Here is a 24,758-nt window from a genome sequence, read left to right on the forward strand (position 1 = left end):
GTTCATGTTCAGGGCAGGCAATTATCGGGGTTTTAGCCTGCGCAGGCCAATGCAAAGGTCGCCTGGGCGTTTTTTCGGCGGGTGATCAGCAGGCGGGCAGGGCCGCTGGCGAGGTATTCGGCGAGGGCCAGGGCGGCGCTTTCGGCGACGCCATGACAGCCTGTGTGGGCGAACGCGACGGCTGATTTGTGGCTCAGCCGGTTTTCATACACCGCCAGTTGGTCGGCGCTGAAGCACTGCAGCGGCAGCTTAAGCAGGCGGGACAGGGCGACCAGGCCCGGTTCATCCTGCCTGCGGTCGATGCTTGCCAGCGCAGTGATGCGCTGGCGCTCGATCCCCCCTTCGGCGAGGGCGCTGTCCAGCAGGTCCAGCAGGGTGTGAACCTCACAGCCGCGCTGGCAGCCCAGGCCGACCACCAGGGTCATGCTGAGTATTGATCGTCGCGGTTGCGGCGGAACAGCCAGGCGCTGATCAGGCCCAGGGCCAGCCAGAACGCCACGTTGGTCAGCTGCGAAGCGATCTTGAACTGCGCTTCCAGGGCTTCCGGGGCCAGCATCGAATGCACTTCCGGCTGCGGTGCGCCGATCACGTGTGGCACCGCCAGGATCGCCACGCCGAGGATTTTCAGCAGCCAGTTGCGACCGAACACGATCAGCGCAATGCCGGCCGCCGTCGAGGCCGCGGTGCCGATCCACCAGATCTGCCGTTGTGCGAGATCGGCAGCGGCGGTGCCTGGCAGCTCAGGCGGCAGGCCCAGGGTCGGTGCCAGTACGAAGGTCGCATAACCGGCCAGTCCCCACAGCAGGCCTTGGGCGGTGCGAGTAGGCGCGCGCAAGGTGTAGAGGCCGGCGAGCATCAGGGCAAAACCCACCGCAACAACCAGGTTGCCGCCGGTGGTGGAGAGCACGCGTTGCCAGCCGTCTTCCGGCTCCCAGGCCTCGGCGTCGTGGCTGTGGGCGGCGGCGCCGTCGGCATGTTGATGTGCCACTTCAGTAGTGGCCGGGGCGTTTTCGAACGTTTCCGCCTGCAAAATCAACGGAGCGACCCAGAAACTTTGCAGCAGGGTCAGCAGCAGGGCGGCCAGGAGGCCGGTGAAACCTGCGGTTTGCGCAATACGCTTGATCATGTCGGCAGGTCTCAGTGGCACGGGAACGCGGCGCTATGGCGGGTATCGTGGGCAGCGTTGTGCACCGCTTCGATGTGCGAGAAACCGGCGAAATACACCAGGCACGCGCCGAGAATCGACGCGCCGATGGCGGCGGTCAGGCGTTGGCTCAGGGTGGCGGAGCTGCTGGCGGTGTGCGAGGTGCTGCTGATGATCGACATGGCGCGTCCCTTCTGGGTGTCAGGGTGAAACGAGCGCATGAAAACCCCGCGAGCCAGGCACGCAGGGTTCTGAACAGCGCCCGCCCACCGCGGGTTTGTTATCTGATTTTTTCGGGCCGGTCTCCGGGCTTGCGAGGGGGCTCCTGGGGGGAGTCCTGAAAGCGTCGCCTTCCCATGCCCTTGGCACAGTGGATCTGACGCTTCGCTCGCTTACCGTTGCGGGGGCAGCACCGGACTCGTCATGTGATGACTCACCGGTTTCCCGTTTCACCCTGTGAAGGGCACCCGAAACAAGGTGTGTAGGAGAGCATGGGGGTGGGAGGGGAGTCAAATCGGTTGTGGGGGCATATCCGTTATTTGGGTAACGGCCGCCTATGGTTCCGCCCTTACGGCGGGTCACTTTTGAACAGCGCAAAAGTAACCAAAACGCTCTTGCCCCAACACTCGGCACCTCGCCTAGGCTCGGTGTGCCCTCACGCAGGCTTGAATCCGTGGGCCGCCGCAATGGGCCATCCTTGGCCCAGTGCGGCTAACCCGGCGTCCTGCCGGGTTACCCACGGATTCAAACCTGCGTTCGGCCAGCGTGTTTAATGGGGCGCCTCAGATCAAGATCAAAAGCGGCTCGCTTCGCATCGTTGGTACGCTTTTTGATCTCTTTAGGAGCCGGCTGCCGGCGAAAAAAAGTGAGGACGCCGCGTTGGTTCTGGTGCTTCGCATCATCGTTAACGACCATCGCAGGCAAGCCAGCTCCCACAGGTTGACCGAGTTCGAGATAAGAATCCGGTCGGCTTTAAGGCCGCCGCGCTTTTGCTTTTGATCTTGATCTTGATCTAGGCGCCCCATCAAACACGCTGGCCGGAATTCGATATTGATTTGGGGGGTAAACCGGCAGGGATGCCGGTTTAGCCGCCCCGCGCCATGGATGGCGCGTGGCGGCGGCCCCCCAAATCAATGTCGGATTACGGGCACACCGAGCGTGAGCGAGGTGCCGAGTGTTGGGGCAAGAGCCCTTTTGGTTACTTTTGGGGCTCTTTTCCAAAAGTGACCCGCTGTAAGAGCGGAACCAATAGCCGCCATTACCGCAGAAACGGATATGTACACCAACCCAACCCCATCATTGACCATCCCCCCACCACTGCGTAGCCTTGCACCCTCGAGGTTCTTCAGCCCAGGCCGAAGCTAAGAAGGGAACGCGGTCCAATCCGCGGCTGCCCCCGCAACTGTAAAGGGTTTATCCGACTGCCACGCCACTGCCACCAGGCGGGAAGGCGCAGCCGGCGCCGGTCGCACGACCCGCAAGCCCCAAGCCAGGAGACCTGCCTCGCAACCGATTTTCCACTTCAACCGGGCGGGGTGATCCGGTGACGAAATCTGCCGCTGCGCGCCGCCGCAGGGCCTATCGTCCCGTATGCCCGCCCCAAAGGGCATCCGATGAAAACACTGGCCAAACTCCCCGTCACCATCGTTACCGGCTTTCTCGGTTCGGGCAAAACCACGCTGCTGCGCCATATGCTCGATAACGCCCAGGGCCGTCGCATTGCCGTGATCGTCAACGAATTCGGCGAGCTGGGCATCGACGGTGAAATCCTCAAGCAATGCTCCATCGGGTGCACCGAGGAAGAAGCCAACGGCCGCGTGTATGAGTTGGCCAACGGCTGCCTGTGCTGCACCGTGCAGGAAGAGTTCTTCCCGGTGATGCGCGAACTGGTCGCCCGTCGCGGTGACCTCGACCATATCCTCATCGAAACCTCGGGCCTGGCCCTGCCAAAGCCGCTGGTGCAAGCCTTCCAGTGGCCGGAAATCCGCAGTGCCTGCACCGTCGACGCGGTGATTACCGTGGTCGACAGCCCGGCCGTGGCCGCCGGCACCTTCGCCGCCTTCCCGGATCAAGTCGACGCGCAGCGTAAGCTCGACCCGAACCTGGACCACGAATCGCCATTGCACGAGCTGTTCGCCGACCAACTGGCCAGCGCCGACCTGGTGATCCTCAACAAATCCGACCTGATCAGCGCCGAAGACCTGGCCCGTGTGCGCCTGGAAGTCGCCGAAGAACTGCCGCCGGCGGTGAAGATCATCGAAGCCAGCAGCGGGCGCCTGCCGCTCGACGTGCTGATCGGCCTGGGCGCCGGCTCCGAAGAGCACATCGACGGTCGCCACAGCCACCACGATCATCACCACGAAGGTGAAGACGATCACGACCACGATGCGTTCGACTCGATCTCCATCGATTTGCCGCAAGCCGACGAAGCGCTGCTGCTGGACGCCCTGACCCAACTCGTGGTGCAACACGGCATCCTGCGCGTCAAAGGCTTCGCGGCGATCCCGAACAAGCCGATGCGCCTGCTGATCCAGGGCGTGGGCACGCGGTTCGACAAGCACTTCGACCGCGCCTGGGCGGCCGATGAAGCGCGCATCACGCGCCTGGTACTGATCGGCCAGGAGCTGGATGCGGCTGGCCTCGAAGCGCAATTGCGCGCTGCCCTCAGCGTTTAAACCATGCACCTGCTCAGGACCCAGCCCGGTGGTTTCGTCTCGGACGACAATATTGCCGACCTTGGACAAACGCCCGCCGAACTGGTGATCCTGTGCAGCGGCGACTCCAGCCTGGCGCTGCTCGCCGAAGCTGCCCAGCAGTTGCCCGAGGATTACCCCAGCTTTCGCCTCGCCAACCCGATGCAGGTGCAGAACCATGCCTCGGTCGACCTGTACGTCGACGAGGTGCTGCGCCATGCCAAGGTCATCCTGATTTCGCTGCACGGCGGCATCGGCTATTGGCGCTACGGTATCGAGCGCCTGGTGGAGTTGGCCGAGCGCGGCGTGCAACTGATTCTGGTGCCGGGGGATGATCGCCCCGACCCGGAACTCAGCGGGCTGAGTACCGTTGGGGCGGCGGAACGCGACCGCCTGTGGCACTTCCTGCGCCAGGGCGGCCTGGGCAACGCGTTGGATTTCTACGGTTGCCTGGCGAGCAGTTACCTGGGCCGCAGCTACGCCTGGAACGAGCCGCAAACCCTGCCGCGCACGGCGATTTATCACCCGCACACTGCCAACCCGCGCCTGAATGACTGGCAGGCGGATTGGCGCGCGGAGTGGCCGGTGGCGGCGGTGCTGTTCTATCGCTCGCACCTGCAGGCGGCCAATACCGGTTTTATCGATGTGTTCTGCCAGCGCCTGCAGGCGGCGGGTCTCAACCCGTTGCCGATGGCGGTGGCCAGTTTGAAAGAGCCCGGCTGCCTGACGGTGGTCGAGGACCTGCTGGACGAGGTCGGCGCGGCGGTGATCCTGAACACCACCGGCTTCGCCCAGTCCAGCCCGGAAGCCCCGCACCTGCGGCCGTTTCGACGCAATATCCCGGTGATCCAGGCGATCTGCGCCCAAGACAACCAGCCCGGCTGGGAAGCCAGCGAACAAGGCCTGGGCCCGCGCGACCTGGCCATGCACATTGCCTTGCCGGAACTGGATGGGCGCATCATCAGCCGGCCGATCAGCTTCAAGGACCTCGCCTGGCGCAGTGAGCGCAGCCAGTCGGACGTGGTGTGCTACCGCGCCGCGCCCGAGCGCATGGATTTTGTCGCCGAACTGGCCCGACGCTGGGTCGAACTGGCGCGTGTGCCGAATGCACAAAAACGCATCGCGCTGATCCTCGCCAACTACCCGACCCGCGACGGCCGTATCGGCAACGGCGTGGGCCTGGATACGCCTGCTGCTGCGCTGAATATCCTGCGTGCCCTGCACGCCGAGGGTTATCCGCTGCCCGCTGAGTTGCCGGAGAGCGGCACTGCGTTGATCCATGAACTGCTGGGCGGTGTCACCAACGACCTCGACAGCCTCGACCTGCGCCCCTGCCATCAAAGCCTCGGCCTGGATGATTACCAGGCGATGTTCAACCGCCTGCCCGAGGCCAATCGCCGGGCCGTGCTGGAGCGCTGGGGTACCCCGGACCACGATCCGATGTGCCGCGACGGGCGCATGATGATCGCCGGCCTGCGCCTGGGCCTGACCTTTGTCGGTATCCAGCCGGCGCGCGGTTACCAGGTGGACGCCAGCGCGGTGTACCACGACCCGGACCTGGTGCCACCTCACGGCTACCTGGCGTTCTATTTCTGGCTGCGCCATACCTACGGCGCCCATGGCGTGATTCATGTGGGCAAGCACGGCAACCTCGAATGGCTGCCGGGCAAGGGCGTGGGCCTGTCGGAAAACTGCTGGCCGGACGCGCTGCTGGGGCCGTTGCCGAATATCTATCCGTTTATTGTCAATGACCCGGGCGAGGGCGCCCAGGCCAAGCGCCGCACCCAGGCGGTGATCATCGATCACTTGATGCCGCCGCTGACCCGCGCCGAGACCTATGGGCCGTTGCGAGACCTGGAATTGCTGGCGGACGAGTACTACGAGGCCCAGCTGCTCGACCCGCGTCGGGCGCTTGAGCTGCAAAAGGACATCCTCAAGTTGGTGCGCGAAACCCGCATCGACCAGGAACTTGAGCTCGACAACGACGCCGACGCAGCGGTATGGCTGCCGCGCCTGGACACTTACCTGTGTGACCTGAAGGAGTCGCAGATCCGCGACGGCCTGCATATCTTTGGCGAGTCGCCCGAAGGCCGCCTGCGCATCGACACTCTGCTCGCATTGCTGCGCATTCCGCGTGGCGATGGGCGTGGTCCGCAATCGAGCCTGTTGCGGGTGTTGGCCAAGGCCTTCGACCTGGGCTTCGACCCGCTCGATTGCGCCCTCGCCGAACCCTGGACCGGCCGCCGCCCCATGGTCTTGCAGAAGATCGACGCGCAGTTGTGGCGCACCGCCGGTGACACCCGCGAGCGCCTGGAACTGTATGCGACGCGCTTGATCGAGCAGGCGTTGGAAGGGCCGCTGGAGCAATTGGAAGAGCCCGGTTGGGAGGATGTGAAGGCCGTTATCGAAAGCCTGCGCATTGTCGTCGCACCGCGCCTGGATGCCTGTGGCCCGGCGGAAATGCGCGGCTTGCTCGACGCCCTGGGCGGCCGTTTCGTGCCGGCCGGGCCGAGTGGGGCGCCGAGTCGCGGGCGCCTGGATGTGCTGCCGACGGGACGCAATTTTTTCACCGTGGACGTGCGTAACCTGCCGACCACCACCGCCTGGCGCATTGGCTTTCAGTCGGCGAACCTGATTCTTGAGCGACACCTGCAAGATCATGGCGACCACCTGCGCCAGCTCGGCCTGTCGGTGTGGGGCACCGCGACCATGCGTACCGGCGGCGACGATATCGCCCAGGCCATGGCGCTGATGGGCGTGCGCCCGGTATGGGCCACGGGCAGCCAGCGCGTGGATGACTTTGAGATCCTGCCGGTCAGCCTGCTGGACCGCCCGCGCGTGGACGTGACGCTGCGCGTTTCGGGGTTCTTCCGCGATGCCTTCGCCAACCTGATCCGCCTGTTCGACGCAGCCGTGCAGGCGGTAGCGGCGCTGGATGAGCCGGATGATATGAACCCGCTGGCCGCCAAGGTGCGCAGTGAGCGCGCGGCGCTGCTCGAGTCCGGCCTGGATGAAGCCGAAGCCGCGAAGCAGGCGGGCTGGCGTATCTTCGGCGCCAAGCCCGGTGCCTATGGTGCAGGCGTGCAGGGCGCGATTGACGGGCGCCTGTGGCAAAGCCGCGAGGACTTGGCCGAGGTCTACCTCAATTGGGGCGGTTATGCCTACGGCGGCTCGGATGAAGGCACTGCCGCCCGCGAGCAATTTGCCCAGCGCCTGAGCCAGGTGCAGGCGGTGTTGCAGAACCAGGACAACCGCGAGCACGACTTGCTCGACTCCAATGACTACTACCAATTCCAGGGCGGCATGCTCGCTGCCGTGGAAACCCTGAGTGGCGACAAGGCTGCCAGTTATCATGGCGACCACAGCCAGCCGGACTTGCCCAGGATCCGTACCTTGAAGGAAGAGCTGAACCGCGTGATCCGCTCACGGGCCGCCAACCCGAAGTGGATCGACGGCGTGAAGCGCCACGGCTATAAGGGCGCGTTCGAGATGGCCGCGACCGTGGATAACCTGTTCGCGTTCGACGCCACCACCGCGCTGATCGACGATCACCAATACGCCTTGCTCGCCGACGCCTACCTGCTCGACCCCGACACCCGCGCGTTTGTGCAGCAGCACAACCCTGCAGCGCTGCGCGACATGACCGAACGCATGCTCGAAGCCCAGCAGCGTGGCCAGTGGCAGGAACCGGGGGCGTATAAGGAAGCGTTGGAAAATCTGTTGTTGGATATAGAAGAAGACGGCTAAGGCTGTCTGTGGCAAGTGGGCTTGCTGTGGTAAGTAGCCTTACTGAGGGTGAGTAGGTTTGTTGTGGCAAGTGTCCTTACTGAGGATGAGTAGGCTTTTTGTGGCAAGTGTCCTTACTGAGGATGAGTAGGCTTTTTGTGGCAAGTGTCCTTACTGAGGGTGTGCAGGCTTTTTGTGGCAAGTCGCCTTACTGAGGGTGTGCAGGCTTTTTGTGGTGAGCGGGCTTGCCCCGCGTTGGGCTGCGAAGCAGCCCCAAAACCGCACGCTGCGGTTTGTCAGAAACAAATGCGTTGGCTTTAATGGGGCTGCTGCGCAGCCCAACGCGGGGCAAGCCCGCTCGCCACAAAAAAGCCCACTGGCTGAGAGGGTCATGCTAGTTACAACAAGCTCACTGGCTGAGAGGGTCCTGCTAGTTACAACAGGCCCACTGGCTGACAGGGGGCCTGCTGGTCACAGCAAGCCCACTGGCTGACAAGAGGCCTACTGGTCACAACACGCTCGACCACCACAGGAAACCGCCTGTGCCGCAGAATTTAACGAGAAATAGGCATGACTGATATTCCCCATTTTCCGCTGTCCGCCGTGGTCGGCGCCGATGACTTGAAGCTGGCGCTGTGCCTGACTGCCATCGACCCGAAGATTGGCGGTGTGCTGATCGAAGGCCCGCGCGGCATGGCCAAGTCGACCCTGGCGCGCGGCCTGGCCGACTTACTCGCCAGCGGGCAGTTCGTCACCTTGCCGTTGGGCGCCACCGAAGAACGTCTGGTCGGCACTTTGGACCTGGACGCTGCGCTGGGTGAAGGCCGCGCGCAGTTTTCCCCCGGCGTGCTGGCCAAGGCCGACGGGGGCGTGCTGTATGTCGATGAAGTCAACTTGCTGCCCGATCACCTGGTCGACCTGTTGCTGGACGTCGCCGCCAGCGGCACCAACCTGATCGAACGCGACGGTATTTCCCATCGGCACTCGGCGCGGTTTGTGCTGATCGGCACGATGAACCCGGAGGAGGGCGAGCTGCGACCGCAGTTGCTGGATCGCTTCGGTTTCAATGTGGCATTGAGCGGGCAGACGTTGCCGGCCGAGCGAGGGAAAATCATCCGCCGTCGTCTGGATTTCGACAGTGACCCGGCGGCGTTTTGCACGCAGTGGGCCGAGCAGCAGGCCGCGTTGCGTGAGCGCTGCACCCAGGCGCGGGCGCGGCTGGAGAGCATCGCGCTGGATGATCAGGCCTTGGCGCAGATCACCGAGCGCTGCTTTGCTGCGGGTGTCGATGGCTTGCGCGCTGATCTGGTCTGGCTGCGCGGCGCCAGGGCCCACGCGGCGTGGCGCGGGGCGACCGCGATTGCCGAGGACGATATAGACGCGGTGGCGGAATTTGCCTTGCGCCATCGTCGTCAAGCGCAATCCCCAGCGGCCAGCCCGCCGCCTGAAGGCCAGGCGCCCAAGCCGTCGGATACCTCGCCTGGTCAAGGCCAATGGGGCGATATGCCCGCACCGGCCCTGCCCACGGGCGCCCGCCGAGACGTGCCCAGCTGGCCAAAAAGCCCTAGGCATCCGCCCCCGACCTGACGCGGGGGCGGATGCCCGTCCCACCGCGGGGCGACTGGACAGAGGCAGGCAGGGCAAGGCGCGCAGCGCGAAGCAGGGCGCGGTCAACTGGCCGGGCACTTTGCTCGGTGGCCGACCGCAATCGCGTGAAGACTTGCGCTACCACCTGCGCAGCCGTTCGGCGCATGAATTGTGGCTGGTGATCGTCGATGCTTCGGCGTCTACCCGTCGGCACCGTGCATTGACCGACGCCAAAGGCTTACTGGCGCAATTGTTTGATGACGCTTATCGCCAACGGGCACGCATGGCGTTGCTGACGGCCAGCGGACAGTCGCCCGCATGGCAGGTGCAGGGGCTCAAGGCGGCGAAAAGCCTGGCGGGCTGGCTCGAACAGCTGGGCGCGGGTGGCGGTACGCCGTTGCTGGCGGCGTTGACCGAGGCGGGGCATTGGTTGGCGGCACGGCGCAAGCGCTATCCGACCGAGCAGCAGCGCTTGCTGGTGATCACCGATGGGCGGCTCAAGACGATTACCGGGCTGCCGTTGCTGGAGTGTCCGGGGCTGTTGGTGGATATCGAGCGAGGACCGATCCGATTGGGGCGCGCGCAGGAACTGGCGGCCGAGTTGCAGCTGGAATATCGGCATATCGATAGGCTGTAGTGCCTGGACTATTGCTTTCGCAGGCAAGCCAGCTCCCACATTAATAAGCAGCGCGCTTGAAATGTCGGTCTGGCTTGCCCGCGATGGACCCCTCAAGCCTGCCCTAAACCCCCGCAGCCAACCCAATAACCAGCCTGAAATACGCTCCAAATGTGGGAGCTGGCTTGCCTGCGATGGGGCACTTGAACCCTCCCCAAAACCCTCAGCCAGACCCCACAGCCAACCCAATAACCAGCCTGAAATACGCTCCAAATGTGGGAGCTGGCTTGCCTGCGATGAGTCCCTTGAAGCGGCCCCAAAACCCTCACCCAGACCCCACAGCCAACCCAATAACCAGCCTGGAATACGCTCCAGTGTGGGAGCTGGCTTGCCTGCGATGGGTCCCTTGAACCCGCCCCAAAACCCTCACCCAGACCCCACAGCCAACCCAATAACCAGCCTGGAATACGCTCCAAATGTGGGAGCGGGCTTGCTCGCGAAGAGGCCATCAGCCACCCCGCAAAAATCATCAGGTGCTGCCCGGCACGTTCGGCCACAAATCAGCCACCAGGAACAAGCGCTCGGCTTCCTCCCAGTCCTCACCGACTTGCACCATGCGCACCAGTAGCTGCGCCGGCGCCATCGGCTTCAACTCCGCGAGCCAGCCCTGCATTTGTTCCGCGCTCCACACCTCATCCGCGCGGTAATGCGCGGGTGCCAGCCATGCGTGCCGGGGCAGGGGCTGCCAGCGCCCAGGCGGGGTGGTGCGGACAAACTCCTGCCAGTCACGCTGATGCAACCAGCGCCCGCGCAAATGCTGCGGATGGGCCCCTCGGGGCGGCTCCGCCTGGCCCGGCCAGGGATAGAGCAAATACCCCCCAAGCCACAAATGCGCGTCGAACTGCTGGATATCCAAGGCGCCCAGCGCCTCACGGCTTTCCGTCCGCGCCGAAATCGGCAGTTGATGCTGGGCCAGGTGCGCCAGCTTGCGATCCAACCGGTCATGGCAGCCCGGGCCGAGCCACTGCGCAGTGTCCTCGCCGTTGCCGTGCTGGGGGCCGAGATAGAGCTTGATCGCCAGTTCCAGGTGGTGCACGCCCTCGCGGTCGCGCAGCAGCATGTCGAGCTCGCCCAGGGTGTGCCCGGCGCGGCGGATCGGCAGGTTGGCAGCCAGCAGCTCGACGCCCGGCGCATGCTGCACGGCGAACTGCCACAGGCGTTCGTAGTAGAGGCCCAGGCGACGCGTGCGCGACAGGCTCAGCCAGTGCTGCAAGGCGCTGCTGTCGCGGTCGAGTGTGCGTAGCCAGTGTTCAAGCCGCTCGGGCGCTTGCACCCAGTCGCTGCCGGCCAGCGGGTGGCGCTGCGGCCACGGCGTCTGCGCCAGCATCGGCGGGGCGAGCATCACCCACGCCAGGTCGCGCACCTCGGGGTGGCGCAGTTGGCGGGGCAGGTTGTGCAAATCCGGGAACACAGTCATGAGTCCGAGCATAGCCTTTTAACCGCCGCGCAGGTGGCTGAGAACCGTTGTCATCAAGGCTTCACGGCGACAAAGGATTTTGCCTCAGGCGGCCTTTCGCCCATAATCGTTTCTTTTTTGCCACACCCCAAATCCCGCAGGAGCCCCATGGAGCAATTTCGCAATATCGGCATTATCGGTCGCCTGGGCAGTACCCAGGTGTTGGACACCGTCCGCCGGCTGAAAAAATTCCTGCTGGAACGCCATCTGCATGTGATCCTCGAAGACACCATTGCCGAAATTCTCCCCGGCCACGGCCTGCAGACTTCCTCCCGCAAGATGCTCGGCGAAGTGTGCGACATGGTCATCGTGGTCGGCGGCGACGGCAGCCTGCTCGGCGCCGCCCGGGCCCTGGCGCGGCATAACGTGCCGGTGCTGGGGATCAACCGTGGCAGCCTGGGGTTCCTCACCGATATCCGTCCCGATGAGCTGGAAGTCGAAGTGGCCAAGGTCCTCGACGGCCATTACCTGGTGGAAAACCGCTTCCTGCTGCAAGCCGAAGTACGTCGCCACGGCGAGGCCATCGGCCAGGGCGATGCGCTCAATGATGTGGTGCTGCACCCCGGCAAATCCACGCGGATGATCGAATTCGAGCTATATATCGACGGCCAGTTCGTGTGCAGCCAGAAGGCCGACGGCCTGATCGTCGCCACGCCGACCGGGTCCACGGCCTACGCGCTGTCGGCCGGCGGCCCGATCATGCATCCCAAGCTGGATGCCATTGTGATTGTGCCGATGTACCCCCATATGTTGTCGAGCCGGCCAATCGTGGTCGATGGCAACAGTGAGCTGAAAATCGTGGTGTCCAAAGACATGCAGATCTACCCGCAAGTCTCCTGCGACGGGCAGAACCATTTCACCTGCGCCCCCGGTGACACCATCACCGTGAGCAAGAAGGCGCAGAAGTTGCGCTTGATCCATCCGCTGGATCACAACTACTACGAAGTGTGCCGCACCAAGTTGGGCTGGGGCAGCCGCTTGGGGGGTGGAGGCGACTGATGCTCGATCCCGCGCGCAGCTACGACCTGATTGGTGACGTGCACGGTTGCGCCCATACCCTTGAGCACCTGCTCGACCGGTTGGGCTACCACAAGCAAGGGGGTACCTGGCGCCACCCGTCGCGCATGGCGGTGTTCCTCGGCGATATCATCGACCGTGGCCCGCGCATTCGCGAGGCGCTGCATATCGTCCATGACATGACCGAGGCCGGTCAGGCGCTGTGCATCATGGGCAACCACGAGTTCAATGCCCTGGGCTGGACCACACCGGCGCCGCCGGGCAGTGGCAAGCAGTTCGTGCGCGAGCACAATCCACGGCATGCGCGGTTGATCCAGGAAACCCTGACCCAGTTCGAGCAGCACCCGGGCGACTGGCACGACTTCCTCGACTGGTTCTACGACATGCCGCTGTTTGTCGATGCCGGACGTTTTCGCGTGGTGCATGCGTGCTGGGATGACGGCTTTATCCAACCGCTGCGCGCGACCTTCGCGGACGGCTGCATCGACCCGCACTTCCTGCAGGCCGCCGCCGTGCCCGGCAGTTTTGCCTGCAATGCCTTCGACCGCCTGTTGCGCGGCACCGACATGCGCCTGCCCGATGGCCTCACGCTGACCGGCGGCGATGGGCTGACGCGTTCGTTCTTTCGCACCAAGTTCTGGGAAGACGACCCGAAAACCTACGGCGACATCGTGTTCCAGCCCGACGCCTTGCCGGAGCCGGTGGCGCGCACCCCGTTGTCGTCCACGCAAAAAAATTCCCTGCTGCGCTATGGCGTCGACGAGCCCCTGCTGTTCGTCGGCCATTACTGGCGCAGCGGCAAACCGGCGCCGATCCGCCCGAACCTGGCCTGCCTGGACTACAGCGCCGTGCTGTACGGCAAGTTGGTGGCGTACCGCCTGGACCAGGAAACCCAACTGGATCCGCGTAAATTCGTCTGGGTCGACGTTGAGCGACCTGAGGTCATTAAATGAGTACCGTGGCTGTATTGCGCCTGCCCCTGAGCGTCGACCTGGGTGGTTTCGTAAAATTGCTGCAACGCATGCAAGTGCCCCATCGCGTCAGCGAGGAGGCGGGTGAGCAAGTGTTGTGGGTTCCGGAAACCATCAGTGAAGACGTGCGCGTGTTGTACCAACGCTTTCCCGCCGGCGATCCAGACCAGCAACTGGATATTCCCGAGCAGGCGTCGGTTTCGCGCTCCGGTTTTATCCAGCAAGTGCGCCACAGCCCGGTAACGGCGCTGGTGCTGCTGGCGAGCATCATCGTGGGCGCGGTGACCTTGCTGGGTGAGAACCTGCAAGCCATGAGCTGGTTGACGTTCCTGCCGTTTCGGGTGATGGGCGAGTACATCCAGTTCACCCCGTTCGCCGACATGTTGGCTTCAGGGCAGTGGTGGCGGTTGGTCACGCCGATGCTGATCCACTTCGGCATCCTGCACCTGGCCATGAATGGCATGTGGTACTGGGAGCTGGGCCGGCGCATCGAAGTGCGCCAGGGCAGCATCAACCTGCTCGGCTTGACCCTGTTGTTCAGCCTGGTCTCCAACTACGCTCAATACGCCTACGGTGGCCCCGGCCTGTTTGGCGGGTTGTCCGGCGTGTTGTATGGCTTGCTCGGGCATTGCTGGATCTTTCAATTATTGTCGCCCAACCCGGCCTATCGCTTGCCCCGTGGGGTGCTGGTGATGATGCTGGTGTGGCTGGTGCTGTGCCTGTCGGGGCTGGTCTCGATGATCGGCTTCGGCGAAATCGCCAACGCTGCCCATGTCGGCGGCCTGGTCATCGGTTGCCTTACCGGTTTGCTCGGCGGGTTGTACAACCGTCGCAAATCCTCTCTTTGATAAGGAAGAGCCTCATGTCCTCTTTTGCTGAAATGATCGAAAACATCACCCCCGATATCTACGAGAGCCTCAAGCTCGCGGTGGAAATCGGCAAGTGGTCCGATGGCCGCAAGCTCACCGCCGAGCAGCGCGAGCTGTCCCTGCAGGCGGTGATCGCCTGGGAAATCCAGAACCTGCCGGAAGACCAGCGCACCGGCTACATGGGCCCGCAGGAGTGCGCGTCCAAGTCGGCACCGGTGCCGAACATCCTGTTCAAGTCGGATGCGATCCATTGATTGAAATTGGTCGCGGTGCAGTCAGCAAGATGTCGGCGCAACTCGGTGAGCCGACCGTTCAATACGCGTTTCGCCTGGGCGATGTCGAGGTGCCGGTCAACCCGCTGATCGGTACTCACGTGCGCCTGGAATACCTCGGTGCCATCCATTGCAGCCATTGCGGCCGCAAGACCAAGACCAGCTTCAGCCAGGGGTATTGCTACCCGTGCATGACCAAGCTGGCCCAGTGTGACCTGTGCATCATGAGCCCCGAGCGTTGCCATTACGACGCTGGCACCTGCCGCGATCCGGGCTGGGGCGAGCAGTTCTGCATGACCGACCACGTGGTGTACCTGGCCAACTCGTCGGGGATCAAGGTCGGCATCACTCGCGCGACCCAATTACCCACCCGCTGGCTGGACCAGGGCGCGAGCCAGGCGCTGCCGATCATGCGCGTTGCCACTCGCCAGCAGTCCGGCTTTGTCGAGGACCTGTTCCGCAGCCAAGTGGCCGACAAAACCAACTGGCGAGCGCTGCTCAAAGGCGATGCGCAATCGGTGGACCTCAAGCACGTGCGTGATGAGCTGTTCGCGGCCTGCGCCGAAGGCCTGGTGACGTTGCAGGAACGCTTTGGCCTACAGGCCATCCAAACGATTGCCGACATCGAGCCGATCGAAATCCGCTACCCGGTCGAGCAGTATCCGACCAAGATCGTCAGCTTCAACCTGGACAAGAACCCGATTGCCGAAGGCACGCTGCTGGGGATCAAGGGCCAATACCTGATCTTCGACACCGGCGTTATCAATATTCGTAAGTACACGGCCTACCAGCTCGCCGTGCATCAGTAGAAGGATGCCATCCATGCGCACCGAACAACCGAAGATGATTTACCTGAAGGACTATCAGGCGCCGGACTACCTGATCGAAGAGACGCACCTGACCTTCGAGTTGTTCGAGGACCACAGCCTGGTCCACGCGCAGCTGGTGATGCGCCGCAACCCTGCGCGTGGCGCCGGCTTGCCGCCGCTGGTGCTCGATGGCCAGCAACTGGAGTTGCTGACCGTCAACCTCGGCGACCAGGAACTGACGGCCGCTGATTACCAACTGACCGACAGCCACCTCACGCTGCACCCGACCCGCGAAACCTTCACGGTCGACACTAGCGTGCGTATCCACCCGGAAACCAACACCGCGCTGGAAGGCCTGTACAAATCCGGCAGCATGTTCTGCACCCAGTGTGAGGCAGAAGGCTTCCGCAAGATTACCTACTACCTCGACCGCCCGGACGTGATGAGCACCTTCACCACCACGGTGATCGCCGAGCAACATCGCTATCCGATCCTGCTGTCCAACGGCAACCCGATCGCCAGCGGCCCCGGTGAGGACGGCCGTCACTGGGCGACCTGGGAGGACCCGTTCAAGAAGCCGGCGTACCTGTTCGCCCTGGTGGCCGGCGACCTGTGGTGCGTCGAAGACAGCTTCACCACCATGACCCAGCGTGAAGTGGCGCTGCGCATCTATGTCGAGCCGGAAAATATCGACAAGTGCCAGCACGCCATGACCAGCCTGAAAAAATCCATGCGCTGGGACGAAGAAACCTACGGCCGTGAGTACGACCTCGATATCTTCATGATCGTCGCCGTGAACGATTTCAACATGGGGGCCATGGAGAACAAGGGCCTCAACATCTTCAACTCCAGTGCCGTGCTGGCCCGCGCCGAAACCGCCACCGACGCCGCGCACCAGCGGGTCGAGGCGATCGTCGCCCACGAATACTTCCACAACTGGTCGGGCAACCGCGTGACCTGCCGCGACTGGTTCCAGCTGTCGCTCAAGGAAGGCTTCACCGTGTTCCGCGACTCGGGTTTCTCGGCCGACATGAACTCGGCCACGGTCAAGCGCATCCAGGACGTGGCGTACCTGCGGACCCACCAGTTCGCCGAAGACGCCGGGCCCATGGCCCACGCGGTACGCCCGGACAGCTTTATCGAGATCTCCAACTTCTACACCCTGACCGTGTACGAAAAGGGCTCGGAAGTGGTCGGCATGATCCACACCTTGCTCGGCGCCGAAGGCTTCCGCAAAGGCAGCGACCTCTATTTCGAACGCCATGACGGCCAGGCCGTGACCTGCGACGACTTCATCAAGGCCATGGAAGACGCCAACGGTGCCGACCTCAGCCAGTTCAAGCGCTGGTACAGCCAGGCAGGCACGCCACGCCTGGCGGTGAGCGAGTCCTACGACGCCGCGGCCAAGACCTACAGCCTGACGTTCCGCCAGAGCTGCCCGCAAACCCCGGACAAGGTCGAGAAGCTGCCGTTTGTGATTCCGGTGGAGCTGGGCCTGCTGGACGCCAAGGGCGCCGGTATCGCCTTGCGCCTGGCCGGTGAAGCGACGGCTGGCGCCACCTCCCGCGTGATCTCGGTGACCGAAGCCGAGCAGACATTCACCTTCGTCGATATCGCCGAACAGCCGTTGCCTTCGCTGTTGCGTGGCTTCTCGGCGCCGGTGAAGCTGAGCTTCCCGTACAACCGCGACCAGCTGATGTTCCTGATGCAGCACGACAGCGACGGCTTCAACCGCTGGGATGCCGGCCAGCAACTGTCGGTGCAGGTGCTGCAGGAACTGATCGGCCAGCATCAGGCGGGCCAGCCGCTGAAGTTGGACCAACGCCTGATCGACGCGCTGCGCACCGTCTTGAGCGATGAATCCCTGGACCAGGCCATGGTCGCCGAGATGCTCTCGCTGCCGAGCGAAGCCTACCTGACGGAAATCAGCGAGGTGGCGGATGTCGATGCGATCCACGCCGCGCGCGAATTTGCCCGCAAGCAACTGGCCGACCATCTGTTCGAAGGGTTGTGGCTGCGTTACCAGGCCAATCGCGAGCTTTCCAAGCAGACGCCGTATGTCGCGGCTGCCGAGCACTTCGCCCGTCGTGCCCTGCAGAACATCGCGTTGTCGTACCTGATGCTCAGCGGCAAGCCAGAAGTCCTGGCGGCGACGCTGGATCAGTTCGACACCAGCGACAACATGACCGAACGCCTCACCGCACTGGCAGTGCTGGTGAATTCGCCGTTCGAAGCGGAAAAAGCCCAGGCGCTGGCGGTGTTCGCGGAGAACTTCAAGGACAACCCATTGGTCATGGACCAGTGGTTCAGTGTACAGGCCGGCAGCACGTTGCCGGGCGGGCTGGCACGGGTCAAGGCGTTGATGGAGCACCCGGCGTTCAACCTCAAGAACCCGAACAAAGTGCGCGCGCTGATCGGCGCATTTGCCGGGCAGAACCTGATCAACTTCCACGCGGCGGACGGTTCGGGTTATCGCTTCCTGGCGGACCTGGTTATCCAGCTGAACGGCTTCAACCCACAAATCGCTTCGCGCCAGCTGGCGCCACTGACGCGCTGGCGTAAATACGACAGCGCGCGCCAGGCGCTGATGAAGGCGGAGCTGGAGCGCATTCGTGGCTCGGGTGAGTTGTCGAGTGATGTGTTCGAGGTGGTCAGCAAGAGCCTTGCCTGAGTCGCCTGAATAAAAAAACGGCCTGTATAGGCCGTTTTTTTTTGCTTCAAATTACCGGTGGTCGAGGTGTATCCGCGCCGATATCGACAGGGAAACGCTCGGCAATGATGCCGTGCGGCACGCCCAGCGGAATGGCGCTGGCGGTGTCCAGGCGGGTGACCTGTTCGGCCGACAGGTGCACGCTCAATGCGCCCAGCGTGGCGTCCAGTTGTGCGCGCGTGCGCGAGCCGAGGATCGGGATCAATGCCGTGGTCGAGCGTCGCGCCTTTTCGCGCAGCCAGGCGATGGCGACGTGGGTCGGGGTGGCGTCGAGTTCAGCGGCGACGGCCAGCAGGGTGTCGAGCACGGCGGTTTCGCGCGCGCTTTTTTCTGCGTGGACCAGAATCCCCATTTTGCTGGCGCGGGTGTCGCCTTGGCTTTCTCGGTACTTGCCGGTCAGGAAGCCGCCGCCCAACGGCGACCACAATGTGGCACCCAGGCCCAGCGCCTCGGCCATTGGCAGCAGCTCGCGGTCAGCGGTGCGCTCGACTAGGCTGTATTCCACCTGGATGCCGATGATCGGTGCAAAGTTGCGCACTTCAGCCAGCAGGTCGGCGCGGGCAATGCGCCAGGCCGGGAAGTTGGACAGGCCGGCATAGTGGATCTTGCCGGCGCGCACCAGGTCGTCGAAGCCGCGCAGGATCTCTTCCATGGGCGTGACGTTGTCGCTCATGTGCGCCCAGAGCAGGTCGATGTGGTCGGTGTTCAAGCGCTTGAGGCTTTCTTCGACCGCGCGCACCAGGTTCTTGCGGTTGTTGCCGAGCCTGATCGTGCCCTCATCGGACGGTTGGGTGCGCAGGGTGTACTTGGTGGCCACCACCAGGCTGTCGCGCTCGCTGGCGATGAATTCCCCCAGCAGCTTTTCGGCCTGGCCGAACTGGTAGCCGTTGGCGGTATCGAGGAAGTTGCCACCGGCTTCAAGGTAGCCATCGAAGATCGCCTTGGCTTCATCGCGCTCGGCGCCATGGCCCCAGCCCGTACCGAAATTACCGGTGCCCAGGGCCAGTTCAGATACCTGCAGACCGCTACGGCGGCCAAAGACTTTATTGCGCATACAAGGACTCCAGAGGCAGTGATGTGTCTTACATGTTTGGAAACATGTATTTAATATGATCGCGATAATTTATACGGTCAAGAGGCTTTTTACTGCTGACATTTACTGACAGGGGGCTCTGGTAAGCTGCGGCACTTTTGTTTGTTCGGTGGGATCAACGTGTCGCGCACCACTCGTCTACTGACCTTGTTGCAGGCCCTGCGGGGCAAGAAACGCCCGGTAACCGCCGCTGTGCTGGCGGCGCAGTTGGAGGTGTCCGAGCGCACGCTGTATCGCGACATTGCCGAATTGACCGCGCTGGGCGCGCCGATTTTCGGCGAGGCGGGGGTCGGCTACGTGCTGCGCAGTGGGTTGTTCCTGCCACCGTTGATGCTCAACGCCGAGGAAACCGAGGCCATCGTGCTGGGCCTGCGGTATGTGGACCAGCGTGGCGACGATGTGCTCAGCCGCGCCGCCGCCAATGCCTTGGCGAAAATCGCCGACGTGCTCGACCCGGCCGCCCAGGAGGCGCTGCGCAACCCCACTTTACTGCCGGGGCCACCCGGGTTCGGTTACCCGGAGAACCGCGTGCCGCTGGATGTGTTTCGCGAGGCCATCAGGCACCAGGCCAAGCTGCAGATCGATTACGCCGATGCCAGCCAGACCCACAGCGAGCGCCTGATCTGGCCGCTGGCCCTGGGCTTTCTCAATGAGGTGCGGGTGATCGTGGCCTGGTGTGAATTGCGTGGCGCCTATCGGACCTTTCGCACCGACCGCGTGGCCAGCGCTCGCGAGAGCGGCGGGCGTTATCCGGGGCGACGCAGTGACTGGCTGCGGGCCTGGCGCAAACTGATGGAGTCGCATGAAAAAGGTCCGTTCACTCCTGACAAAAACTGACACAACCCTGGCTTAGCATGGCCCTACAACCACTCAAAAAGGAGCTTTGCCATGTCCATGCCTGAATTGGCCCCAGCCATCGCGGCCTATATCGCGGCGACCAATTCCCGCGACACCGCAGCCATCACCCAGTGTTTTGCCGACGACGCGAATGTCTTCGACGAAGGCCAGCACCAAGTCGGCAGCGCTGCCATTGCACGCTGGATGGAGGACACCGGGCGGCGCTACCAGCCGCGGGTCGAAGTGCTCAAGGTGCAGCATCGCACCGGCAAAGTGCTGGTCAGCAATGTGGTCTCGGGCAATTTCCCCGGCAGCCCGTTGGAGCTGCGCTACACCTTTCGCCTGAATGAGCAGGGCAAGATTTCGCGGCTGGATATCTCGCTGTAAGTCATACTGGCGGGCATGACTTTCGACTCGCCGCTGACTGCCTACCAACACGCCATCACCCAGCAGGGTTTCGTCGTCGACGCTGCCCAGCGCCGCGCGGTGGACGCCCTGCAAGCCTGCCATACCGCGTTGCATCAAGGCCGCGCGCCGATCCAGGGGGTTTACCTGTGGGGGCCGGTGGGCCGTGGCAAGACCTGGTTGATGGACCAGTTCTACCAAACCTTGCGGGTGCCGGCGCGGCGTCAGCACTTTCATCATTTCATGGGCTGGGTGCACCAGCGCCTGTTCCAGCTCACCGGCACCCACGATCCGCTGCAGGCGCTGGCACGCGAACTGAGCCGGGACGTGCGGGTGTTGTGCTTCGACGAGTTGTTCGTCAATGACATCGGTGATGCCATCATCCTCGGCCGCCTGTTCCAGGTGATGTTCGAGGAGGGCGTGGTGATGGTCTGCACCTCCAACCAGCCGCCCGACCAGTTGTACGCCGACGGCTTCAACCGGGACCGATTCCTGCCGGGTATCGCGGCACTCAAGCAGCACCTGCAGGTGGTCGCGGTGGAGGGCGCCGAGGATCATCGCCTGCACCCAGGGGTTGGCCTGCAGCGCTACTGGGTGAATCAGCCCGATGCACTGGCCGGCGTATTCAACCAACTGGCCGCAGGGCAGGCGGTGCACAGCGGGCCAGTGTCTGTCGGCCACCGCAGCATCGCGACGGTGCAGTTCAGTGACCGTGTGCTCTGGTGTCGCTATGCCGACCTGTGCGAGCAGCCCCTGGCGGCGATGGACTTCATGCTGCTCTGCGATCGCTTCAAGGTGATCCTGCTGGGCGAGGTGCCCAACCTGAGCGCGCAGACGCGTCCGGGGCGCATTGCCCGTGGCACAGAAGATGGCGCCGAGCGCGTGGTCGCCGGTGATCGTGAGTTGCCGCAGTTGTCGGTGCACGATGACAGCGTGCGGCGCTTCATCGCCTTGGTCGACGAGTGTTACGACCGCAAGGTGCCGTTGTTCATTGAGGCCCGAGTGCCGCTGGAAAGCCTGTACACCGAAGGCTACCTGGCGTTTCCCTTCCGCCGTACCCTGAGCCGGTTGCAGGAAATGCAGCTGCAGCGCTTTGGCTAACGCCTGTACGAAAATTTCGCGCAACTGACGGATTGGGCTTTTTTAATCGCAGACTCTTCGCACTTTCAGGCGCAGATTTGTAGTTAATCTCCTTCATCTGGAGCCGACGCCACGCTTACAATCGTGACCTTCAAAGGGAGACGATTCCCTTGTAGTCGCGATCGAGGAAGGCAATGGAAACCCCGGATATCCTGGTGCTGCAAGCCAGCTACACCAACCCCGTGCACGCCGACGCCATTGGCCGTGTGCTCAACCATTACGCCGAAGACCCGATGGGCGGTGGCCATAGCCTGTCCGCCGACCTGTTGGAACAGCTGCCGGCTGAGCTGGCCAAGCGTCCCCATGCGTTCAGTGTGCTGGCGTTTGTCGGCGGTGAGCCCGCGGGCCTGGTGAATTGCTTTGAAGGGTTTTCCACGTTCGCCTGCCGCCCACTGGTCAACGTCCACGATGTGGCGGTGATGAGCGCGTTTCGTGGCCTGGGGCTGAGTCAGAAAATGCTGCAGAAGGTCGAGGAAATTGCCCGCCAGCGGGGCTGCTGCAAGATCACCCTGGAGGTGCTTGAGGGCAATGCGGTGGCTCAGTCGGCGTACCGCAAGTTTGGCTTTGATGATTCGAAGTTTGATCCGGCGTATGGCCGCATGTTGTTCTGGAGCAAGGCGCTGTAATAACCAACAGGCAAAAAAAAGGCGCCATTAAATGGCGCCAAGTTAGCCTTGGTCACAGGAGCGGAATGACTAAGGAGAGTACGGTTGAATCAGCTGTTCGGTTGTTTCTCGTCGGTGGATTGTTCTGCCGTTACTTTCTTGAAGTCCTTGCCGTCGGCAGAGGCGGTTTGTTCGGTGGTGCCGTGGGTCTTTTGCTGCATGAAGGTGAAGTTGTTGTAAAACTCCTTCGAGCGCTCCGAGCCGCCTTCGGCAAAGGCGGCGGCGGAGGTCAGGGTCATCAGGCTGGCAAGCATCAGGGTGGAGAGTTTCATGGCAGTGTTCCCGTTAAGAGTGATCGGCATCCGGTCGCTCCTTGATCAGATTCATGGAGCGACTATGCAGCGATCTTATTAAGTGGGAGTTAACGTGACGCTGATGCAAAGTTAACGATTTCGTTAATGTTGGATTCCACGGTTAAAGCCGCCAGTCCAGCGCGAGGGTGACGGCGCGCGGGTCGCCCCAGTAAACGCCATTATAAAAGCCGACTCTTTCGTAATATTTTTTATCAAATACGTTGTTGATATTAAGCGACGCCGAAACATGGTCGTCGAATTGATAACGCGACATCAGGTTGACCACGGTGTAGGCCTGTTGCGTGATTTTCGCCCGGGTGGTGATCAAGTTACCTCCGCCATCGCGCTCGCCCGTTGGCCGGTTGCTGAAATCATAAATCTCACTCTGCCAGTTCACGCCGCCGCCCACCGTCAGCTTGCGCCACGCGCCCGGTAGCCGGTAGGCGCTGGTCACCTTCAGCAGGTTCAAGGGTTGGCCGGTGTTGTTGCGCTTGTCCGTGCCGTTCACCGAGTGGGTATAGGTGTAGCCTGCCGTCAGGTTCCAATCGGGCATGACTTCGCCGGCGACCTCCAGCTCAAAGCCGTTGACCTTGTTGCCTTTGCCGCCCGACTTGTAGAACTCCTCGCCGGTGACCGGGTTCGGCGCGACGGAATAGTCCCGCTCGGCGACGTTGTCCTGGGTGCTCCAGAAATAGGCCGCCGCCACGTTCAGGCGCTCTTGCAGCAGGCTGCCCTTGAGGCCGACCTCATAGTTGCTGCCCACCACCGGTTCCAGGTACTTCTTGTTGGCATCGCGCAGGCCTTGCGGCTTGAAGATATCGGTGTAGCTGGCGTACACGGTGTACACCGGCGTTACGTCATAGAGCAGCCCGGCGTAGGGCGTCCACATATCATTGTGGGTCTGGGAGGTCTTGCCGGCTACGGTCAACTGGTCATTGGCGTCGTACTCAGGCGTGGCGCTTTTCTGCTGCCAGCTGCCATAGCGACTGCCCAGTACTGCATGCAGGCGGTCGGTCAGGCTCAGGCGCGTGGCCAGGTAGCCGGCTTTCTGTTCCTTGCTGCCGTGTTCGCCCTTGAGGTCGGTGACGGTGTCGGGGAACTTGCCGATCCCGCCCATGTATTTCCAGTCATCAATCGTGTTGTAGCCGTCAGGCGTGGTACCCCTGCGCATGAAGGGCGAGGCATCGCGCTGCGCCGCCTCGCCATAGCCCATCATCAACGCGTGTTCGCGGCCAAGCAGCGCATAGCTGCCGGCCAGGTTGAGGTCGATCGCCTCCATCTTCGAGGTGCCGCGCATGTGGCTGGCCCACGCCTGCATCCCGCTGCGATCGTCGTTGGGGAAGCCCGCGCCACCGTAGTACACCTTGCCGTCCGTGTCGCTCTGGCGATGGGTGTAGGCGGCCTTCACGTGCCAGTCGCCGCCCAGGCGATGGTCGAGCGTGGCGAAGGCGGTCTTGTCGGTCAGCGGCCAGGAGCTCCAGTGCGCCGCCATGTTGGTCGAGCGCGGCAGCTTGGCCTTGCCGCCCTGGCTGTTCCAGTACGGCACGGTGCCCCATGAGGTGCCTTGGACTTCCTTGTCCTGGTAGTCGAAGCCTACGGCGAGCACGGTATCGTCCGACAGGTCGCCTTCGAGAATCCCGTAACCGACCGCGCGTTGCAGCGCGTAATGGTCACGGAATGATTGACTGTCGCGATAGGCCAGCACGCTGCGCCCGCGCAGCTTGCCGTCGAATGCCAGCGGGCCGCCCACATCCACGTAGCTGTAGTAGTTGTCATGGCTGCCGCCGCTGATCCCGGTTTTCGCCTGCCAGTGGGCGGTAGGGCGTTTGCGCACCATATTGACGGTGGCGGAAGGGTCGCCGGCGCCGGTGGTCAAGCCTGTGGCGCCGCGCACCACTTCAATGTGGTCGTAGATGATGGTGTCGCCGTCGGTCTTCATGTAGCCGAACGTATTGAGCATCCCGTCGATCTGGAAATTGGTGATGCTATAGCCGCGGGAGGTATACGACACCCGGTCGGAGTCATTGTGCTGCACGTTGACCCCGGTGGTCTGGCGCAGTACTTCGGTCAAGGTGTTGAGGTTGAAGTCGTCCATCTGCTGGCGGGTGATCACCGAGATCGACTGCGGGGTTTCCTTGACGGAGAGGTTCAGGCGGGTGGCGGTGCTCATCGAGCCGGTGGTGTAGGCGCCGGTGTGCTCGGTGGTGGCGCCCAGGCCTTCAGCGGTGTGCTGGTGGCGCCCAGCTCGAGGGTCTTGTTTGGCTCGGGGTCGGTTTCAGCCCAGAGGTCCGGGCTCATAGCCACGCTGAACAGGCCGAGCGTGAAGGTCATGGAACGGGTAAAAGGCGCGATCATCGCGGCAGACTCCTTGTCGTCTTTGCGGCCACCCCGGAAA

The 24,758-nt window shown here is 63.1% G+C and carries 20 protein-coding genes, 1 pseudogene and 2 riboswitches; of the genes and pseudogenes, 14 read left to right on the plus strand and 7 right to left on the minus strand.

Annotated features, from left to right (window positions below; all coding sequences use genetic code 11):
* Positions 1 to 32: 32 nt before the first annotated feature.
* The 3 genes from JFU04_RS12120 to JFU04_RS12130 are packed head-to-tail and all read right to left on the minus strand — an operon-like array spanning position 33 to position 1,326.
* The gene (locus tag JFU04_RS12120; RefSeq protein ID WP_201144165.1) at positions 33 to 425 is read right to left on the minus strand and encodes a cobalamin biosynthesis protein; all 393 of its coding nucleotides are present in this window, start codon (positions 423 to 425) and stop codon (positions 33 to 35) included.
* Complete coding sequence (locus JFU04_RS12125; RefSeq protein ID WP_065906443.1) at positions 422 to 1,126, minus strand: CbtA family protein; 705 nt, start codon at positions 1,124 to 1,126, stop codon at positions 422 to 424. Before JFU04_RS12125 ends, JFU04_RS12120 begins: the two co-directional genes overlap by 4 nt.
* A gap of 11 nt (positions 1,127 to 1,137) precedes the next feature.
* Positions 1,138 to 1,326 carry a CbtB domain-containing protein gene (locus JFU04_RS12130; protein ID WP_027606475.1) on the minus strand — a complete coding sequence of 63 codons (189 nt, stop codon included), beginning with the start codon at positions 1,324 to 1,326 and terminating at the stop codon, positions 1,138 to 1,140.
* A gap of 97 nt (positions 1,327 to 1,423) precedes the next feature.
* Positions 1,424 to 1,630, minus strand: a riboswitch (cobalamin riboswitch).
* Between the two features lie 835 nt (positions 1,631 to 2,465).
* Positions 2,466 to 2,664, plus strand: a riboswitch (cobalamin riboswitch).
* A 93-nt stretch (positions 2,665 to 2,757) separates the two neighbouring features.
* On the opposite strand from JFU04_RS12130, the gene cobW reads away from it, so the two are divergent.
* From cobW to JFU04_RS12150, 4 genes are all read left to right on the plus strand, one after another.
* Entirely contained in the window at positions 2,758 to 3,819 is a 1,062-nt protein-coding gene (gene cobW, locus JFU04_RS12135) for a cobalamin biosynthesis protein CobW (RefSeq protein ID WP_065906450.1), read from the plus strand.
* A 3-nt stretch (positions 3,820 to 3,822) separates the two neighbouring features.
* Entirely contained in the window at positions 3,823 to 7,584 is a 3,762-nt protein-coding gene (gene cobN / locus JFU04_RS12140) for a cobaltochelatase subunit CobN (RefSeq protein WP_201144166.1), read from the plus strand.
* 549 nt (positions 7,585 to 8,133) lie between these two features.
* A complete protein-coding gene (locus JFU04_RS12145; protein ID WP_201144167.1) occupies positions 8,134 to 9,150 on the plus strand; it encodes an ATP-binding protein in 1,017 nt (338 codons plus the stop codon).
* Positions 9,151 to 9,184: 34 nt separating this feature from the next.
* Positions 9,185 to 9,787, plus strand: coding sequence for a vWA domain-containing protein (locus JFU04_RS12150; RefSeq protein WP_106805683.1), 603 nt, complete (start codon positions 9,185 to 9,187; stop codon positions 9,785 to 9,787).
* Positions 9,788 to 10,295: 508 nt separating this feature from the next.
* Here the strand turns inward: JFU04_RS12150 and JFU04_RS12155 are convergent.
* A complete protein-coding gene (locus JFU04_RS12155) occupies positions 10,296 to 11,243 on the minus strand; it encodes a DUF1853 family protein (RefSeq protein WP_201146377.1) in 948 nt (315 codons plus the stop codon).
* 147 nt (positions 11,244 to 11,390) lie between these two features.
* Between JFU04_RS12155 and JFU04_RS12160 the strand changes: the two genes are divergently transcribed.
* From JFU04_RS12160 to pepN, 6 genes are read left to right on the plus strand one after another with little or no spacing between them, the layout of a single operon-like run.
* Positions 11,391 to 12,281 (plus strand): NAD(+) kinase, encoded by an 891-nt coding sequence (locus JFU04_RS12160; protein WP_003217892.1) that lies wholly within the window; start codon positions 11,391 to 11,393, stop codon positions 12,279 to 12,281.
* The gene (locus tag JFU04_RS12165) at positions 12,281 to 13,252 is read left to right on the plus strand and encodes a metallophosphoesterase (RefSeq protein WP_201144168.1); all 972 of its coding nucleotides are present in this window, start codon (positions 12,281 to 12,283) and stop codon (positions 13,250 to 13,252) included. Before JFU04_RS12160 ends, JFU04_RS12165 begins: the two co-directional genes overlap by 1 nt.
* The gene (locus tag JFU04_RS12170; protein WP_201144169.1) at positions 13,249 to 14,118 is read left to right on the plus strand and encodes a rhomboid family intramembrane serine protease; all 870 of its coding nucleotides are present in this window, start codon (positions 13,249 to 13,251) and stop codon (positions 14,116 to 14,118) included. Before JFU04_RS12165 ends, JFU04_RS12170 begins: the two co-directional genes overlap by 4 nt.
* A gap of 14 nt (positions 14,119 to 14,132) precedes the next feature.
* Complete coding sequence (locus JFU04_RS12175) at positions 14,133 to 14,393, plus strand: YeaC family protein (protein WP_016972751.1); 261 nt, start codon at positions 14,133 to 14,135, stop codon at positions 14,391 to 14,393.
* Positions 14,390 to 15,220, plus strand: coding sequence for a DUF2797 domain-containing protein (locus tag JFU04_RS12180; protein WP_065906465.1), 831 nt, complete (start codon positions 14,390 to 14,392; stop codon positions 15,218 to 15,220). Before JFU04_RS12175 ends, JFU04_RS12180 begins: the two co-directional genes overlap by 4 nt.
* Before the next feature lie 13 nt (positions 15,221 to 15,233).
* Positions 15,234 to 17,891, plus strand: a complete 2,658-nt coding sequence (gene pepN / locus JFU04_RS12185) for an aminopeptidase N (RefSeq protein WP_120448375.1) — start codon at positions 15,234 to 15,236, stop codon at positions 17,889 to 17,891.
* 46 nt (positions 17,892 to 17,937) lie between these two features.
* Here pepN and JFU04_RS12190 read toward each other — a convergent pair whose 3' ends face one another.
* The gene (locus tag JFU04_RS12190; protein ID WP_201144170.1) at positions 17,938 to 18,984 is read right to left on the minus strand and encodes an aldo/keto reductase; all 1,047 of its coding nucleotides are present in this window, start codon (positions 18,982 to 18,984) and stop codon (positions 17,938 to 17,940) included.
* Between the two features lie 159 nt (positions 18,985 to 19,143).
* Here JFU04_RS12190 and JFU04_RS12195 point away from each other — a divergent pair, with 159 nt between their 5' ends.
* The 4 genes from JFU04_RS12195 to JFU04_RS12210 all read left to right on the plus strand — a co-directional run bounded on the left by JFU04_RS12195 (position 19,144) and on the right by JFU04_RS12210 (position 22,031).
* Complete coding sequence (locus JFU04_RS12195) at positions 19,144 to 19,860, plus strand: helix-turn-helix transcriptional regulator (RefSeq protein ID WP_120450711.1); 717 nt, start codon at positions 19,144 to 19,146, stop codon at positions 19,858 to 19,860.
* Positions 19,861 to 19,911: 51 nt separating this feature from the next.
* Positions 19,912 to 20,247: a nuclear transport factor 2 family protein gene (locus JFU04_RS12200; RefSeq protein WP_065906474.1), complete on the plus strand. Its 336-nt coding sequence runs from the start codon at positions 19,912 to 19,914 to the stop codon at positions 20,245 to 20,247.
* A gap of 15 nt (positions 20,248 to 20,262) precedes the next feature.
* Complete coding sequence (zapE, locus tag JFU04_RS12205) at positions 20,263 to 21,366, plus strand: cell division protein ZapE (RefSeq protein ID WP_120448376.1); 1,104 nt, start codon at positions 20,263 to 20,265, stop codon at positions 21,364 to 21,366.
* Positions 21,367 to 21,539: 173 nt separating this feature from the next.
* Entirely contained in the window at positions 21,540 to 22,031 is a 492-nt protein-coding gene (locus JFU04_RS12210; RefSeq protein WP_065906481.1) for a GNAT family N-acetyltransferase, read from the plus strand.
* Positions 22,032 to 22,120: 89 nt separating this feature from the next.
* Here the strand turns inward: JFU04_RS12210 and JFU04_RS12215 are convergent, their stop codons facing one another.
* Positions 22,121 to 22,342, minus strand: a complete 222-nt coding sequence (locus JFU04_RS12215) for a hypothetical protein (protein WP_065906738.1) — start codon at positions 22,340 to 22,342, stop codon at positions 22,121 to 22,123.
* Positions 22,343 to 22,484: 142 nt separating this feature from the next.
* Positions 22,485 to 24,718 (minus strand): annotated as a pseudogene (locus JFU04_RS12220) (TonB-dependent siderophore receptor).
* Positions 24,719 to 24,758 lie beyond the last annotated feature (40 nt).

It is taken from the genome of Pseudomonas sp. TH21 (assembly GCF_016651025.1).
In the GTDB taxonomy this organism is placed as follows: domain Bacteria; phylum Pseudomonadota; class Gammaproteobacteria; order Pseudomonadales; family Pseudomonadaceae; genus Aquipseudomonas; species Aquipseudomonas aylmerensis.

Bases quoted from the DNA above. Each gene is read 5' to 3' on its own strand.
- JFU04_RS12120 (WP_201144165.1), bottom strand. From the start codon at position 425: ATGACCCTGGTGGTCGGCCTGGGCTGCCAGCGCGGCTGTGAGGTTCAC.
- JFU04_RS12125 (WP_065906443.1), bottom strand. From the start codon at position 1,126: ATGATCAAGCGTATTGCGCAAACCGCAGGTTTCACCGGCCTCCTGGCC.
- JFU04_RS12130 (WP_027606475.1), bottom strand. From the start codon at position 1,326: ATGTCGATCATCAGCAGCACCTCGCACACCGCCAGCAGCTCCGCCACC.
- cobW (WP_065906450.1), top strand. From the start codon at position 2,758: ATGAAAACACTGGCCAAACTCCCCGTCACCATCGTTACCGGCTTTCTC.
- cobN (WP_201144166.1), top strand. From the start codon at position 3,823: ATGCACCTGCTCAGGACCCAGCCCGGTGGTTTCGTCTCGGACGACAAT.
- JFU04_RS12145 (WP_201144167.1), top strand. From the start codon at position 8,134: ATGACTGATATTCCCCATTTTCCGCTGTCCGCCGTGGTCGGCGCCGAT.
- JFU04_RS12155 (WP_201146377.1), bottom strand. From the start codon at position 11,243: ATGACTGTGTTCCCGGATTTGCACAACCTGCCCCGCCAACTGCGCCAC.
- JFU04_RS12160 (WP_003217892.1), top strand. From the start codon at position 11,391: ATGGAGCAATTTCGCAATATCGGCATTATCGGTCGCCTGGGCAGTACC.
- JFU04_RS12165 (WP_201144168.1), top strand. From the start codon at position 12,281: ATGCTCGATCCCGCGCGCAGCTACGACCTGATTGGTGACGTGCACGGT.
- JFU04_RS12170 (WP_201144169.1), top strand. From the start codon at position 13,249: ATGAGTACCGTGGCTGTATTGCGCCTGCCCCTGAGCGTCGACCTGGGT.
- JFU04_RS12175 (WP_016972751.1), top strand. From the start codon at position 14,133: ATGTCCTCTTTTGCTGAAATGATCGAAAACATCACCCCCGATATCTAC.
- pepN (WP_120448375.1), top strand. From the start codon at position 15,234: ATGCGCACCGAACAACCGAAGATGATTTACCTGAAGGACTATCAGGCG.
- JFU04_RS12190 (WP_201144170.1), bottom strand. From the start codon at position 18,984: ATGCGCAATAAAGTCTTTGGCCGCCGTAGCGGTCTGCAGGTATCTGAA.
- JFU04_RS12200 (WP_065906474.1), top strand. From the start codon at position 19,912: ATGTCCATGCCTGAATTGGCCCCAGCCATCGCGGCCTATATCGCGGCG.
- zapE (WP_120448376.1), top strand. From the start codon at position 20,263: ATGACTTTCGACTCGCCGCTGACTGCCTACCAACACGCCATCACCCAG.
- JFU04_RS12210 (WP_065906481.1), top strand. From the start codon at position 21,540: ATGGAAACCCCGGATATCCTGGTGCTGCAAGCCAGCTACACCAACCCC.
- JFU04_RS12215 (WP_065906738.1), bottom strand. From the start codon at position 22,342: ATGAAACTCTCCACCCTGATGCTTGCCAGCCTGATGACCCTGACCTCC.